General features: G+C 56.1%; 10 protein-coding genes and 1 pseudogene. All 11 read left to right on the top strand.

The genetic code is table 11. The features are described 5' to 3' along the window. Window positions 1-322: 322 nt before the first annotated feature. A pseudogene (locus tag JAO32_RS20000) lies at window positions 323-511 on the top strand (c-type cytochrome domain-containing protein); the annotation flags it as partial. Window positions 512-550: 39 nt separating this feature from the next. Further along, window positions 551-1,555, top strand: coding sequence for a DUF1549 domain-containing protein (locus JAO32_RS03070; RefSeq protein ID WP_334237379.1), 1,005 nt, complete (start codon window positions 551-553; stop codon window positions 1,553-1,555). Next, a complete protein-coding gene (locus JAO32_RS03075; RefSeq protein WP_334237381.1) occupies window positions 1,549-3,609 on the top strand; it encodes a DUF1553 domain-containing protein in 2,061 nt (686 codons plus the stop codon). Before JAO32_RS03070 ends, JAO32_RS03075 begins: the two co-directional genes overlap by 7 nt. Window positions 3,610-3,622: 13 nt before the next feature. Next, the gene (locus tag JAO32_RS03080; protein WP_334237383.1) at window positions 3,623-5,170 is read left to right on the top strand and encodes a DUF1501 domain-containing protein; all 1,548 of its coding nucleotides are present in this window, start codon (window positions 3,623-3,625) and stop codon (window positions 5,168-5,170) included. 6 nt (window positions 5,171-5,176) lie between these two features. Further along, a complete protein-coding gene (locus JAO32_RS03085) occupies window positions 5,177-6,580 on the top strand; it encodes a c-type cytochrome domain-containing protein (RefSeq protein WP_334237385.1) in 1,404 nt (467 codons plus the stop codon). Beyond that, complete coding sequence (locus JAO32_RS03090; RefSeq protein ID WP_334237387.1) at window positions 6,577-7,626, top strand: twin-arginine translocation signal domain-containing protein; 1,050 nt, start codon at window positions 6,577-6,579, stop codon at window positions 7,624-7,626. Before JAO32_RS03085 ends, JAO32_RS03090 begins: the two co-directional genes overlap by 4 nt. A gap of 411 nt (window positions 7,627-8,037) precedes the next feature. Further along, window positions 8,038-9,786 carry a thiamine pyrophosphate-dependent enzyme gene (locus JAO32_RS03095; protein WP_334237389.1) on the top strand — a complete coding sequence of 583 codons (1,749 nt, stop codon included), beginning with the start codon at window positions 8,038-8,040 and terminating at the stop codon, window positions 9,784-9,786. A 48-nt stretch (window positions 9,787-9,834) separates the two neighbouring features. After that, window positions 9,835-10,938, top strand: a complete 1,104-nt coding sequence (locus JAO32_RS03100; RefSeq protein ID WP_334237391.1) for an enolase C-terminal domain-like protein — start codon at window positions 9,835-9,837, stop codon at window positions 10,936-10,938. 2 nt (window positions 10,939-10,940) lie between these two features. Next, window positions 10,941-11,900 carry a hypothetical protein gene (locus JAO32_RS03105; RefSeq protein WP_334237393.1) on the top strand — a complete coding sequence of 320 codons (960 nt, stop codon included), beginning with the start codon at window positions 10,941-10,943 and terminating at the stop codon, window positions 11,898-11,900. After that, on the top strand, window positions 11,897-12,616 hold the full coding sequence (locus JAO32_RS03110; protein WP_334237395.1) for a gluconate 2-dehydrogenase subunit 3 family protein: 720 nt from the start codon (window positions 11,897-11,899) through the stop codon (window positions 12,614-12,616). The genes JAO32_RS03105 and JAO32_RS03110 overlap by 4 nt, the downstream gene beginning before the upstream one ends. Continuing rightward, a complete protein-coding gene (locus tag JAO32_RS03115) occupies window positions 12,613-14,370 on the top strand; it encodes a GMC family oxidoreductase (RefSeq protein WP_334237397.1) in 1,758 nt (585 codons plus the stop codon). Before JAO32_RS03110 ends, JAO32_RS03115 begins: the two co-directional genes overlap by 4 nt. The last annotated feature ends 119 nt before the right edge of the window (window positions 14,371-14,489 follow it).

The following is a 14,489-nucleotide window of genomic DNA, read 5'->3' on the forward strand; positions in this document are numbered from 1 at the left end:
AGTGCATTTGTCACAATTCCTCCGGGCGGCTCTTTGAGCTGCCCTTCTTTGTTTGTGGCAACCATGAGGGGCCTCTCTTGGCGGAACGGATGCTCAACGGACTTTACGTGCAGCTATCTCTTACGTGGACAGTGCGTGTCTTTATTCCAAGGGTTTAAGATTACCGTCCGTGGAACGGCTGCTCAGACTTTTGCTGACGAAATCTCCCGGCTCTGGGCGACGGCTTGTGGCATGCCTTCTGGTTGCTGGACTGTCCGGGTGCAAGGCCAAACCCGTACCCTTGGTGGTCGACGGCAAGGGAAACCTGGATTTCAACCGGGACGTGCAACCCATCCTGGCCAGCAATTGTTTCAGTTGTCACGGTCCCGACCCAGGGAATCGCAAGGCTGGGCTGAGGCTTGATCTTGAGGAATCGGCGTTTCGAAAGCGGCCCGGACATCCGGATGCAATCGTCCCCCATCATCCAGAGCTGAGTGAACTCGTCAAACGAATCGAATCCAAGAATCCGCACTACCTGATGCCTCAGTCTCCACAAGGTGATGCTAAGCCGATGAAGCCGGAGGAAATTGCCGTGCTGAAGGAGTGGGTGAAGGAAGGTGCGGTCTACCGCCCGCACTGGGCTTTTGAGGTTCCGGTCAAAGCACAACTACCGCAAGTAAATAATGTGGCGTGGGACAAAAGCCCCATCGACCGCTTCATCCTGGCGAGTCTGCAGAAGGCTGATCTTACCCCCTCTCCTGAGGCGGACAAGCGTACGCTCATCCGTCGTGTCACGCTCGACCTGACAGGCCTCCTACCGACCCCGAAGGAGGTGGAGGCATTTGTGAGCGATACGTCGCCTGATGCGTATGAGCACCTGGTGGACGATCTGTTGGCACGACCATCCTATGGCGAGGCGCGCACACGGTACTGGCTTGACTACACGCGCTATGCAGACACGTACGGAATTCACTTTGACAACAATCGCTATATCTCGCCGTATCGCGATTACCTGATCCGCTCCTTCAACTCGAACAAGCCGTTTGACCAGTTTGCGATGGAGCAGATCGCCGGCGACATGATGCCGGCAAAGACACTGGATGCAATCATCGCCAGCGCCTATGTACGTTCGGGGATCAGCAGTAATGAGGGCGGCGCGATTCCTGAAGAGTTACGCGTGAACATCGCTCGCGAACGGACAGAAGCGTATGGTGCGGCATTCCTTGGTCTCACTGTTGGCTGTGCTGTATGTCACGACCATAAGTACGACCCCACCACGCAAAAAGACTTCTACGCGTTGAGCGCCTTCTTCAACAATATGGAAGAGCTGCCATTCAACGGCGACGCTCCGAATTGGGCTCCCGTGGTGCGGATGCCGAAGTCGCAGAATGAAGCAGCATACGACCGAGTGTGGGCGCGGCGAACGGAACTGCAGAGTCAAGTGAACCAGGCTCGCGCAGAGGAGCGCAGCATGATCACTGCATGGCTCGCCACGCGGAATAATCTGCCCACGCCCGTGTCGACGGATGCGATGCAACTTCGCCTGCGCCTGGATGAGGGGGCGGCGAGGTGCTGAAGAACTCGGCGCCTCATGCGATGCCTGCTGAGTTTTCCATTGGCAAGAACAAGCCGCAGTGGGGCGAGAACACATTCCTATGGCCTGACTTCCGCCTGGATACGACCACTCGCATAAGCCTCGGCCAGACCGGCGACATCGAGTGGAACCAGCCGCTCTCCGCAGGCGGTTGGGTAATGCTTCGCGTTGCACCCAGTTTCAGGAACGTACTTGGGACACTGCTTTCCAAGGCGGATAGCAACAACCAGATGCGTGGATGGGATCTCTTCGTAAATCGCGGCGTGCTCAATCTTCAACTGGCAGACGAAGGACCGACGGGCCTCATGGTGAAGGATCCTGCACCGGTGAAAGCCACACCTCAGGCCTTTCACTTTGACGACCCTCATCCTCGTCCCAAGCCAGCGCCAAAGAAGCCTGATCCAAAGAAAGCTGATCCCAAGAAGATGGCAGCGGCGCCACCTCCTGAGGAGAAGAAGCCGGGACGTGCGATCCGTGTCGCTGCGGTAACGCCCATTCCTTCCGATGGCACCTGGAAACACATCTTCTTCACATATGATGGCTCGGGTAAGGCCGCGGGAATCAAGCTTTACGTCGATGGCAAGCCGATAGCGACAACAGTCGTCGTGGACAATCTTCGCCCGAACGATAAAGCGCAGCCGCCTACGATTCGGACGCAAGCGCCCATGATGCTTGGCTGGCGTTATCCCGAGGGCAACCCCGCACATGACACGCGATATCAGGACCTTCGACTGTACAAACGCGCTCTGCAGCCGGACGAGATCGCTCGGCTGCCTTATGAAGACTATGCTGCCGAATTGGCTGGCAGGCAGACCACGCAGTGGAACGCGGACCAATGGCACGCAATGGGCGAGTTCTATCTGAACCACGTCAACGTGGACACGATGGCAAAGCAGTCTGAGATTGCGAAGCTAGACAGCGAACTCGCCACGTTATCGGAGGGCGGTGAACTGTCCATGGTCTCTTTCGAAAAGTCTTCGATCCCATATGCCGATGTTCTAACCCGAGGTGTCTATAGCGCACGTGCTGAACGTGTTGCCGCCAACACGCCGCACTACCTTCCAGCGTTGCCTGCAAACATGCCGCATAATCGCCTGGCATTGGCACAGTGGACAGTGAGTCCTCAGAACCCGTTGACCGCTCGAGTTACGGTCAATCGCATGTGGTACGAGGTCTTCGGCACGGGGCTCGTGGAAACGACGGAAGACTTCGGCATCATGGGGGGCCGTCCTTCGCACCCGGAATTGCTTGACTGGCTTGCTGTCGAGTTTCGCGAGAGCGGATGGGACATGAAGCACATGTACAAGTTGATGGTGATGTCCGAGGCCTATCGCCAAAGCGCGGTGTCACGACCCGATCAACTAAAGAAGGATCCCCGAAACCTACTGCTGGCACATGGTCCGCGATTCCGCATGGATGCGGAGATGCTGCGTGACGTTGCGCTTCAGAGCAGTGGTCTGCTTGTGAACAAGATCGGCGGGCCGAGTGTGAAGCCGTACCAACCTGCGAACGTGTGGGAGCAAGTGAGCTATCCCACAGCCGACACGGCGAAGTACGAGCAGGACCACGGCGATGCACTCTATCGCCGCAGCATGTACACCTATTGGAAACGCATGGCTGTTGCGCCAGATATGGATGCGTTCGATGCGCCGATGCGTGACGGGGCATGCACACGCAGGCAGCGCACAGATACGCCTCTGCAGGCGTTGGTCACCATGGACGATGTGCAGTGGGTGGAGGCATCGCGAGCGCTTGCGCAGCGCGTAATCAAACAGGGTGGCCGACAACCGGAGCAGCGCATCCGCTTATTGAGCAATATTCTCCTTGCGCGCGATCCGTCGCCAAAAACGACGGCAGTATTAATGGCCTCGCTCGACAAAATGGAGAAGCATTATGCGACGGACACGAAGGCTGCAACTCAGCTTGTTTCAGTCGGCGAAATGAAGCGTGACACGTCCATCCCCGCGCCGGAACTAGCGGCATGGACTATGGTTGCCAGCGAAATGTTGAACCTGGACGAGACGTTGACGAAGTAACGAGGGACGGGACATGAAACAACATCCTCTCTGCACGGATACTGAACACGAACTTGATGTCTCGCGCCTCGCGCTGCCTGCGGAGGTCCGGCGAGAATGGGCATCGCTGCAGACACGCCGCCACTTTCTGGGCCGCGCGGGCAAGGTGATGGGGTGGGCCGCCATGGCAAGCCTCATCGGCGACCGCGCCTTACAAACACATGCGTCCAGCCCCAAGACAACCGCAGGCGCACCTGGCCCCGACGAATTGAAACTGCCGCATTTTGCACCCAAGGCCAAGCGTGCCATCTATCTGTTCATGTCTGGTGGACCGCCACAGCTCGACATGTGGGACTACAAACCGAATCTTGCTGCGCAGTATGACAAGGACATTCCCGATTCTGTTCGAGGAGCGCAGCAGGTGACCGGCATGACCGCAGGCCAGGCGCGCTTTCCCGTTGCACCTTCCCATTGGGATTTCAAGCGCTATGGTCAAACGGGAACGTATGTCAGTGATCTATTGCCATACACCAGCAAGCTCGTGGACGACCTCACGATCATTAAGTCCACCAACACGGACGCCATCAACCACGAACCCGCAATCATGCTCATGAACACCGGCAACATGAACGCTGGCAAACCGTGCCTGGGGTCTTGGCTGGCCTATGGGCTTGGCAGCATGAACGATAATCTGCCGACCTTCCTGGTGCTGCAGACCAAACTGAATCCTAAGGAGAACAATCAGCCGGTATCGTCACGCTTGTGGAGCAGTGGCTTTCTTTCGTCGGAGTATGCAGGCGTAGGTCTACGCTCTGCAGGCGACCCAGTCTTATACATCAACAACCCGGATGGTGTTGATAGCGCGACACGCCGCCAAATGCTCGATGCTGTGAATCAGATCAATCGTGAGACATACCAAGAGGTAGGCGATCCAGAGACCAACTCGCGCATTGCGCAGTACGAGATGGCGTATCGCATGCAGACATCCGTTCCGGAACTGGCCGACCTCAGCAAGGAACCACAGACGACGTGGGACTTGTATGGCAAAGAGGCGAAGGAACCCGGCACGTTCGCATACAACTGCCTCATGGCGCGTCGCATGGCGGAGCGTGGCGTGCGCTTCACGCAGGTCTACAAGCGTGGCTGGGATGTACATGGCAATGTTGTGGGTATGCTGCCGCAACTGTGTGGAGAAGTGGATCGTGCCTGCTATGCGCTGGTGACCGACCTGAAGCAACGTGGGCTGTTGGACGACACGCTGGTGATCTGGGGCGGTGAATTTGGGCGCACGGTGTACAGCCAGGGCGGACTGTCGCGCGAGAACTATGGTCGTGACCACCATCCGCGCTGTTTCACCACATGGATGACTGGCGGTGGTGTGCGCCCTGGTATCTCTTACGGCGAGACGGATGACTACAGCTACAACGTCGTGAACGATCCAGTACCGGTGCGCGACTTTAATGCGACCATCCTTCATTGTCTTGGCATCGACCACAACAAGCTGACGTACAAGTTTCAGGGACTCGACCAGAAGCTGACGGGGACTATACCCGCAAACGTGGTGAAGGGGCTCCTGGCATGAGGGCGTGTGTTCGCAGATAAAACTCTTTGGAAGGACAACGTCGCACGCAGACGATGGACTGCTGCACTCGTACTGTCGCTACTGTTGTTGAGTTTGCCATGGATCGTTCGGCTGAACGGCCAGCCCCATGCTGACTGGCAACAGTTCCTCGGACGTTTTCATCCGCTTGCGGTCCATCTGCCGGTTACGCTCATACTGTTGGTGCCTCTGCTTGAACTTGGTGGCAGGTGGAAGCCTGCGCTACGTGAAACTGCAGGCTTCGTGCTCGGCCTCGCATTCGCAGGCTGCATAGCATCGCTGATGCTGGGGTATCTACTTGCTTTTGGGAGCGGCGCGGCCGGTCCTGGAGTCACGCGACACATGTGGGGCGGCATTCTGCTCACGATATGTACCATGCTGTGTCTGCTGGCACGCCCACTATGGTCAGCGTTGCCGACAGACAAGGTCTATCCTGCACTGCTGACCATCACGCTCATCGTGATGATGTGGGCCGCGCACCAAGGTGGCTCGCTCACGCACGGCAGCAACTACCTCATCATGTACGCGCCACGTCCGATCAAAACGATCGCTTCACTGGGTGGTTCGCAGGCCAAGAGCGACTCATTTTACGTGCAGCATATCAACCCCATCTGGGATAAGAAGTGCTTGTCTTGTCATGGCGACGGCCAGGTGAAAGGCAACCTGCGCATGGACACCTTTGAAGCACTCATGCTGGGGGGAAAAGATGGTCCCGTAATCGTGCCCAACAAGCCGGACGATAGCTTGTTGCTCAAGCGGGTCACACTTCCTGAAAGTCACAAGCAGTTCATGCCCGCGGAGGGAAAACCACCTCTCAGCAAAGAAGAGATCGCATGGATCCGGGCATGGATTCAGCAGGGCGCATCGCCCACAACCACTCATCTTGCAGGCATCTCGATTCGCGAACAGAGCGACATTCCACTTGAACCCGTGGGAGACTACAGCGCGCTACAGCCTGAAATCGACCGCATGAAGAATGCTCCTGGAGCAAAGCTGCTCACCGTTTCTGCAAAGCCATCTGACGGCTTGATACTCAACACACTCGACGTTGCAGGCAACTTTGGCGATGCGCAGTTGGCACAGTTTGAGAAATACGCACCGTTCATCGTCGAGGTCGATCTCGCGAGGACTGCCGTCACTGATGCCAGTTTCTCCACGCTCGCCAAATTCACACACTTGCGCGCGATTCATCTGGACAACACAAATGTTACCGGCATCGGCATCGAGAAGCTTGCAGCGCTAAAGCACCTGACCTATCTCAACGTGAGTGGGACGAAGATTACCAGCGAAAGTGCCGACCGGTTGAAGTCGCTGCCCGGCTTGCAGCATATCTACCTCTTCAACACACCCGCACAGCCTTTGGCACCAGCAGAAGCGAGGAAGACATCATGAGCAGTGCACCCACCTGGACACGCCGCGGCTTCTTGGCAGGTTCAGCCGCAGTAGCGGTCGCAGGCAGTTCGAATCAGCAAACCACGGCACATGCGCAGACAGCTTCGCCGGCCAGCACAATCACCGGCAACGGCGAATGGATATACCGCACAGTGAATCACTGGGGTGCTCTGCCTGCTGGAACCACTTACGGCGGTACGCACGGCGCGATCGCTACCGATGCTGCAGGCAATATCTACGTCGCCACGCAAAGCAGCACCGGTGTCCTCGTATATTCACCGGACGGCACGCTGTTACGCAGTATTCTCAAGGACTACCCTGAAGTGCATTCCATGGTGCATGAACAGGATCCATCCGGAGAACGCTTCCATGTAACAGTGCAGAAAGGAACGCCAGAAGCGAACTGGCTCTACCTCACCGTCAAGCCGGACGGCACGGTATTGAGAAGAATTACAGCGCCGCGTGATGCAGGTTTTGCAACACCAAATGCATGGCGTCTCACCGCAGCAGTGCCCGCGCCCGATGGAGACCTTTGGATCGCAAATGGATACGGCGACTCGCGCCTGTTTCGTTTCGATAAGACTGGAGACTACAAAGCGGCTTACGCAGGCAAGGGAATTGCAGACGGTATGTTCCAGTGCAGTCATGGACTTGCCATCGACACACGGTATGACCAACCCTTACTTCTGGTCTGCGATCGCGAAAACCGTAGGCTCGTACACATGGACTTCGATGGCAAGTTCGTCCGCAATATTGCCATGCATATGCGCCGTCCGTGCCAGGTCAGCTTCTACGGCGAACACGCAGTCGTCTCTGAACTCGAAGGCCGTGTCACGATCCTCGATAAAGACAACGCCATCGTGGCATTTCTTGGTGATAATCCTGATCGCACGATGTGGGCGAAATACGACCTGAATCCTGCAACCGTTGCCCCCGCACTCTTCAGCGCCGCACACGGCTGTCTCATAGATTCACACGGCAGTATTTACATCTCCGACTGGAACAAGACCGGCCGTGTCTCCAAGTTCGAACGTATAACTGCTTGAGCAACGACCAGCGCGTGAGAAGTTGACTCGCGATATCGTCAATCCTGACAGGCGCACCTCTCGGCCTTATTGGTGGCTGGTTAACCTGCAGCGCTAAGGCACGGAAGTAGCTGACGTTTTCATCGTCTGGATGGGGGCGCTACCAAGGAGGATTGCAGCGAAGGCCTCTAGACCCGAACTGCCTCCGTGTTTGTCCGCCACTGCTCGTCATGCACAATTTGAGAAGATCACGGCGCATGGTGTGACGCATCTCCTGCTTCTTCTGTCATTTCCGGAGTTCGGTGTGTTTGGTGGGTAACACCAATTCAATGCAGTGCGACTGGAATAGGAAGCGATTTAACGCCACCGGTCATTCCGTAGGAAACGCGCCCTGGTCACTTGCCATCCATTCCCGCAACGAGGTGACTAAGCGTGGATGCATCGGACGTACTGGTAGAGCGGCTTATCGCGTGGGGTGTGGATACGATCTTTGGTCTACCCGGTGACGGCATAAACGGTGTAATGGAAGCACTCCGTAAGAAACAAGAGAAGATACGCTTCATCCATGTCCGACATGAAGAATCTGCAGCGTTTATGGCGTGCGCCTATGCAAAGTTCACTGGCAGGTTGGGCGTGTGTCTGTCCACCAGCGGCCCCGGCGGAATTCATCTCCTGAACGGTCTTTATGACGCAAAATTGGACGGCGCTCCTGTACTTGCAATTACAGGAATGCAATTCACAGACGTCACCGGTTCTTTCGGACAACAGGATGTGCAGTTGGACAAAGTCTTTGTCGATGTAGCTGTGTACAACGAACGCATCATGAGTCCGACCCACGTTGAACCAACGATGGACCTGGCTATTCGCACAGCCATCACGCAACGTGGTGTAGCGCATGTCACGATTCCCATTGACGCCCAGATGATGGAAGTGAAAAGTTCCCAACGTTCCGAGCGTAACGTGGCTCACCATAGCAATGCGGTTTACGCCATTGCGGGAAATAAACCCATTGAGGGCGATTTGCAGGCGGCCGCGGCCGTGTTAAATGCCGGGAAGCGCGTTGCGATTCTTGCTGGCGCTGGTGCATTGCAGGCAACGGAAGAACTGCTACAGATTGCGGAGTTGCTTGGAGCGCCTATTGTGAAGCCGCTGCTGGGTAAGGCAGTGGTGCCGGACGATTCTCCATACACGACAGGTGGCATCGGTTTATTGGGAACAGCTCCATCACAGGAGGTGATGGAGAACTGTGACACACTCCTGATGGTCGGCACCAGCTATCCGTATATGGAATACCTGCCAAAACCGGGCGACTGTAAGTGTGTCCAGATCGACGCAAATCCGCAACGCATCAGCCTGCGCTATCCCGCGGAAGTGGGCCTTGTAGGCGACAGCAAAAAAACGCTTCGTGCTTTATTGCCTTTGTTACAACGCAATGAGTATCGCCGCTTTCTGGAACAGGCTCAGAGCGGCATGAAGGACTGGAACAAGATCATTGAAGCGGAGGGTACGGATTCCGCGTCGCCGATGAAGCCGCAAGTGGTGGGTTATGAGCTGAGCAAGCGCACCAGGGAAGATGCCATCATCGTCAGCGACAGCGGCACCAACACCACTGTGTGGGCGCGCTACATGCAGGCGAAGAAGGGACAGAAACACTCTTGCAGCGGCAATCTTGCCACCATGGCAGGTGGCATGCCGTACGCAATCGCTGCGCAGATTGCCTATCCCGATAAACAGGTCATTGCAGTGATCGGCGATGGCGGGTTCACCATGTTGATGGGCGAAATCATCACAGCAGTCACGTACAAACTACCTATCAAGTTCGTCATCATCAAAAACAATACGTTGGGCCAGATCAAGTGGGAGCAGATGGTCTTTGAAGGCAATCCGGAATATCAGTGTGACTTGTTGCCGATCGACTTCGTAGCGCTCGCACGCTCGGTCGGTGCTGAAGGCATTCGTATTGACGATCAGAAGACAGCGGGAACAAAGTTCGACGAGGCCCTGGCCATGTCTGGTCCAGTCATCGTTGAGTGCGTGGTGGATCCATTGACCGCGATGCTGCCTCCCAAGATCACAGCGAAGCAGGCACTGAAATTTACAGAGGCCTTGGCGAAGGGAGAGCCGAATCGATTGAAGATCGCTCTCACGGCTGCCCACGATACCGTCCGACAAATTGTGTAATCACCATCGCGGGGCAGGCAACTGTCCCGCGGCTCATTTAGGAATGCTTTGAACAGCTCTCCCAAAATCACAAGCGGTACCGCGAGTGCCTACACCATACCCATAGATGTGCCGGAGGGAGACGGCACGTTTGCCTGGAACTCCACCACGTTGGTTGTGGTGGAACTGGCATGCGGGGATGGGACCGGTCTCGGCTATACGTACAGCCATAAAACAGCCGCATTGCTTGCCCAGGATTTGATCGACAAGGTCGTTGTCGGATCAGATCCGTTCGATACGAATGCGCTGTTTGCCAGGATGCGCTACGAACAGCGTAACTACGGGCGCGAGGGAGTCGCGGCGACTGCACTATCCGCTGTGGATATTGCTCTTTGGGATTTGAAGGCAAAGCTGATGGGGCAACCACTGGTTCGCGTGTTGGGACAGATGCGCGAAGCAGTTCCTGTGTACGGTTCCGGTGGGTTCACGACATACACAGACTCGCAGTTGAAAGAGCAGTTAGCTGGTTGGTTGCAGCAAGGAATAACCCGCGTGAAGATGAAGATCGGAGCCCACCCGGAAGACGATGTGCGCCGTGTCGCGGTAGCTCGGGAAGCAATCGGAGACGAAACAGAATTGTTTGTAGACGCCAACGGTGCGTACTCATGCAAGCAGGCTCTGTCATTCTCAGAGACGTTTGCAAAAGACTACAGGGTGAGTTGGTTTGAAGAACCTGTGAGTTCTGACGATCTTGAGGGTTTGCATCAGCTGCGTACTGCAGGACCCGCAGGCATGGATATTGCTGCAGGCGAGTATGGGTTCACCGCAATGTATCTGCAACGCATGCTGGAAGCACAGGCGGTCGATGTTCTTCAGGCCGACGCAACCCGATGTGGCGGTGTAACAGGCTTTATGGATGTAGCGGCACTCTGCGATGCACATCCGCTTCCGCTATCAGCACATTGTGCCCCAACGGTACACACGCACATTGCGTCTTCTGCGCGTCCATTGCGTCACGTGGAGTATTTCCACGACCATGCTCGGATTGAGCGCATGCTTTTCGATGGATTTCGGGAACCTGTGCAGGGTGCTTTGTACCCCGATCTCTCGACTCCGGGATTGGGTATCGCTTTCAAACATCAGGACGCGGAACGATTCCGCGTGGGAGTTTGAGTATGCGGTTACTCCCTGCGGACACATCGCCGCACGCCATGCTTCAGCGGATTCGAACTCCGGTTCGTCCTCCGTTCGCAACAGCGCTCAAACATCTGCAGCACGGCACGTTTCAGCGAACACTGTCATTGATGGTGGCGGGTTCCAGCGCAGTGAGTGCGATGGAGGTCGGATATGAGCACTATCGCGGTAGCTACTCCAATCCCGTGATGTACACGCCGGTATTACTCTCCGCTGCCCTCACCTTCGCCAGTGGTACCGCAGTTTTCTCCCGTCGTGCAGCCAGAACATGGATGCGCTATCTCTCATTCCTGACATTGGTCGACGGAGTCATCGGCTTCGGATTTCATATTCGTGGAGTGGCTCGTAAACCGGGTGGATGGCGCATGCCGTTAGTGAATATCGTCATGGGGCCACCTCTTTTCGCTCCGCTTCTCTTTGGCACTACTGCCTATTTGGGGGTGATTGCTTCATACCTGCAACGGGAAGAGGATGAAACCATTGGAACCGCCACCATGGACAAGTTGGTCCATGGAGACAAACCGGATTGGCGCGAGGACATTCGCATAGGTCGATTCCAAAAACATCTCTGCGTGGTATGCGCCATCGGTACGTTGTGTTGCGGAGGAGAATCCTTGTACTCGCACTATAAGGACAACTTCAAGTACGGCGTGCAGTGGTCACCTGTGTTGTTGACCCCGTTGCTTGCGGGCTCTGCAATCGCCGCAGTGGGGAGCGAGCGCTGTGCTAACACATTGCTGCCGGTCGTTTCTGCAGCGGCTATCGCTAACGGCATTGTGGGTACTGGGTATCACATTCGAGGCATACTCCGTCGTTCTGGGGGGCGCAGGAAGCCCTTGTACAACACGCTCTATGGTCCGCCGATCTTCGCACCGATGTTGTTCGCAGCAGCGGGCATGCTCGGGATGATGGCGTACCTCATGCGACGGGAGAAGTCATGAACAACACTCAGGCGAATTCAGTCAATGAAAACGAACGAATTCAACGAGAGCAACCTGGTTACTATCCCGGTTGGGATGTGATGTCACAGGTTGCCTATTGGGACGCAGCGACACGCAATCTTGTAGAAGAACGCCTTGCGCCTCCCAAACCACTTCGCTTTTTCAGTGAAGCAGAAGCTCTGACTATGACAGCGCTGTTGGATCGCGTCCTGCCGCAGGATGACCGCGTACCGTCAAGCCGTATTCCGTTGCTGCCGACGCTCGATGCGCGGCTCTATGAGAATCGGATCGAGGGTTATCGCTATGAGGATATGCCGAGTGATCAGCAGGCGTATCGATGGGCAGTGGAGTCTCTCGACGCGATGGCAGAGGAGGCCTTCAATGCATCCTTCGCGAAACTCACATCCCATTCGCAGGAGCTGTTGTTGAAGTCCCTTCATGACGGCGAACCGATGGCTGCAAAGATGCTGTGGCAGCGGATGAATGTAAAGCGCTTCTGGACGTTGTTAGTGAACGATGCTGCCGCCGCGTACTATGCTCATCCTCTGTCCTGGAATGAAATTGGTTTCGGTGGTCCTGCGTATCCACGTGGCTACATGCGGCTGGAAGAGGGCGAAGCGGAGCCGTGGGAGTTCACGGAACAACGCTATCCATGGTCTGCGCCCGCGAACAGTGTGAGTGATCAGGACGGCAGCGGATCGGGTGATAACGATTGAGCTTCTTCGACAAAGACAAGCCGCTGTTCAGAGCGTTCAAAGCAGCGAACGATGAGTTGCATCATCTTGGCTCCATGCAGAAGATCGTCATTCCACGACGTCGATGGAGAGATGAGGATGAAGTCGACGTTGCGATTGTCGGCGTTGGCGCAGCAGGCGGTGTGCTCTTGCAAAGGCTCGCCCGAGCGGGACTAAGTGTCGTGGGATTTGAAGCAGGACCATTCTGGGATACAGAGCGTGATTGGGTAAGTGATGAAGCTGGCTCTCACAATCTTTACTGGAACGATCTGCGCATCACCGGTGGTGAACATCCACTAGCACTCGGCAGCAATAACAGCGGAAAGGGAGTAGGAGGCGGAAGTGTCCATTGGGCCGCGTTCACGCCGCGCTTTCATCCCAGCGATTTTGAGGTTTACACAAGGGACGGTGTAGGTGCCGATTGGCCACTGACCTACGAAGAAATCGAACCGTACTACGAATTGCTGGAACGGGAGATGCCTGTCGCTGGGCCTGCCTACTATCCGTGGGGAAAGCCACATGGCTATCCGTATGCGCCACACCCGATGGGTGGTGTGGGCGACACCTTGATCAAGGGGTGCACCAAACTCGGCATCGGTGTTTCGGCGGGTGGACCGGTGGCAATCCTCTCCGCGTCTCGTGGAGATAGACCGCACTGTATTTATCGCGGTTTCTGTATCCAGGCATGCAAAGTCGGCGCGAAAGCATCCACGTTGATCACACACGTGCCGGACGCGCTCAAGAACGGCGCAGAGATTCGTGATGAGAGCATGGTGTCGCGCGTCTCGATCAACAAACAAGGCCGCACAGATGGTGTGGTTTATTTTGATCGCGATGGCCGCGAACATTTTCAGAAAGCACGCATCGTCATTGTGAGCGGCTATGCCATTGAGACGCCACGGCTCTTACTGAACTCGGCATGCCCCGGCCACGAGCATGGTCTTGCCAATTCGAGCGGCACACTTGGGAAGTACCTGATGGCTCAGGCAGGCAATGTGATCGCCGGGCGCTTCGATGAACTGATCCGTATGTACAAGGCCCCGCCAGCACATGCGCTTACGGAGGAGTTTTACGAGACGGACCCAAAGCGTGACTTCGCACGCGGCTTCGCTGTGCAGACCGTCGGCCCACTCCCTATCGCGTTTGCTAAACAAATGGCCGCGGCAAAGGGTGTATGGGGCTGGGGGCTCCGCAGAACCATGATGGATTACAACCACTGGTCAGCACTTGGTCTACTTGGAGAAATCCTCCCATGGGAAGAGAACCGCGTGGAGCTGGCGACCGGATCGGATCAAAAAGATCGTTTTGGCCTGCCCGTTGCAAGGGTCTCATTTACATTGCACGAGAATGACAAACGCATGATTGAGTTCGGAAAGAACAAGGTCGTGGAGATCATGCGTGCAGCAGGCGCTGTAGAAGTCGTACAGGAACCACGATACGCACACCTTGTAGGAGCGGCCCGCATGGGATCCACTCCGCATGACTCTGTCTGTGACAAGTTCGGCCGCACGTGGGATGTGAATAATCTGTTTGTGATGGACGGCAGCGTGATGCCAACCCAAGGTTCTGCAAATCCAGGACTGACGATTCAGGCTTTAGCCGCACGCACTGCGGACTACATTCTGTCGCAAAAGGATTCCATCATGAACGGTGGGCAGCGTGATCTTGCGACTCCGCCTGTTCGTAAGACGTTATGTCCGCCGGGAACCTTCCGAAGCGGCATTCCGCATCTCTAAATGGCTTAGGCCTCGCCGATTGTGATTCCGACAAGGCCAAGCACATGAACTCCGGCAGAAACTCAACTGACTTCGAGTCCACCTGTCGCGCCGTACACTTCGCCCGTGACATAGCTGGA

Origin of the sequence: Terriglobus sp. ADX1, from assembly GCF_036877645.1 — a bacterium.
In the GTDB taxonomy this organism is placed as follows: Bacteria; Acidobacteriota; Terriglobia; order Terriglobales; family Acidobacteriaceae; genus Terriglobus.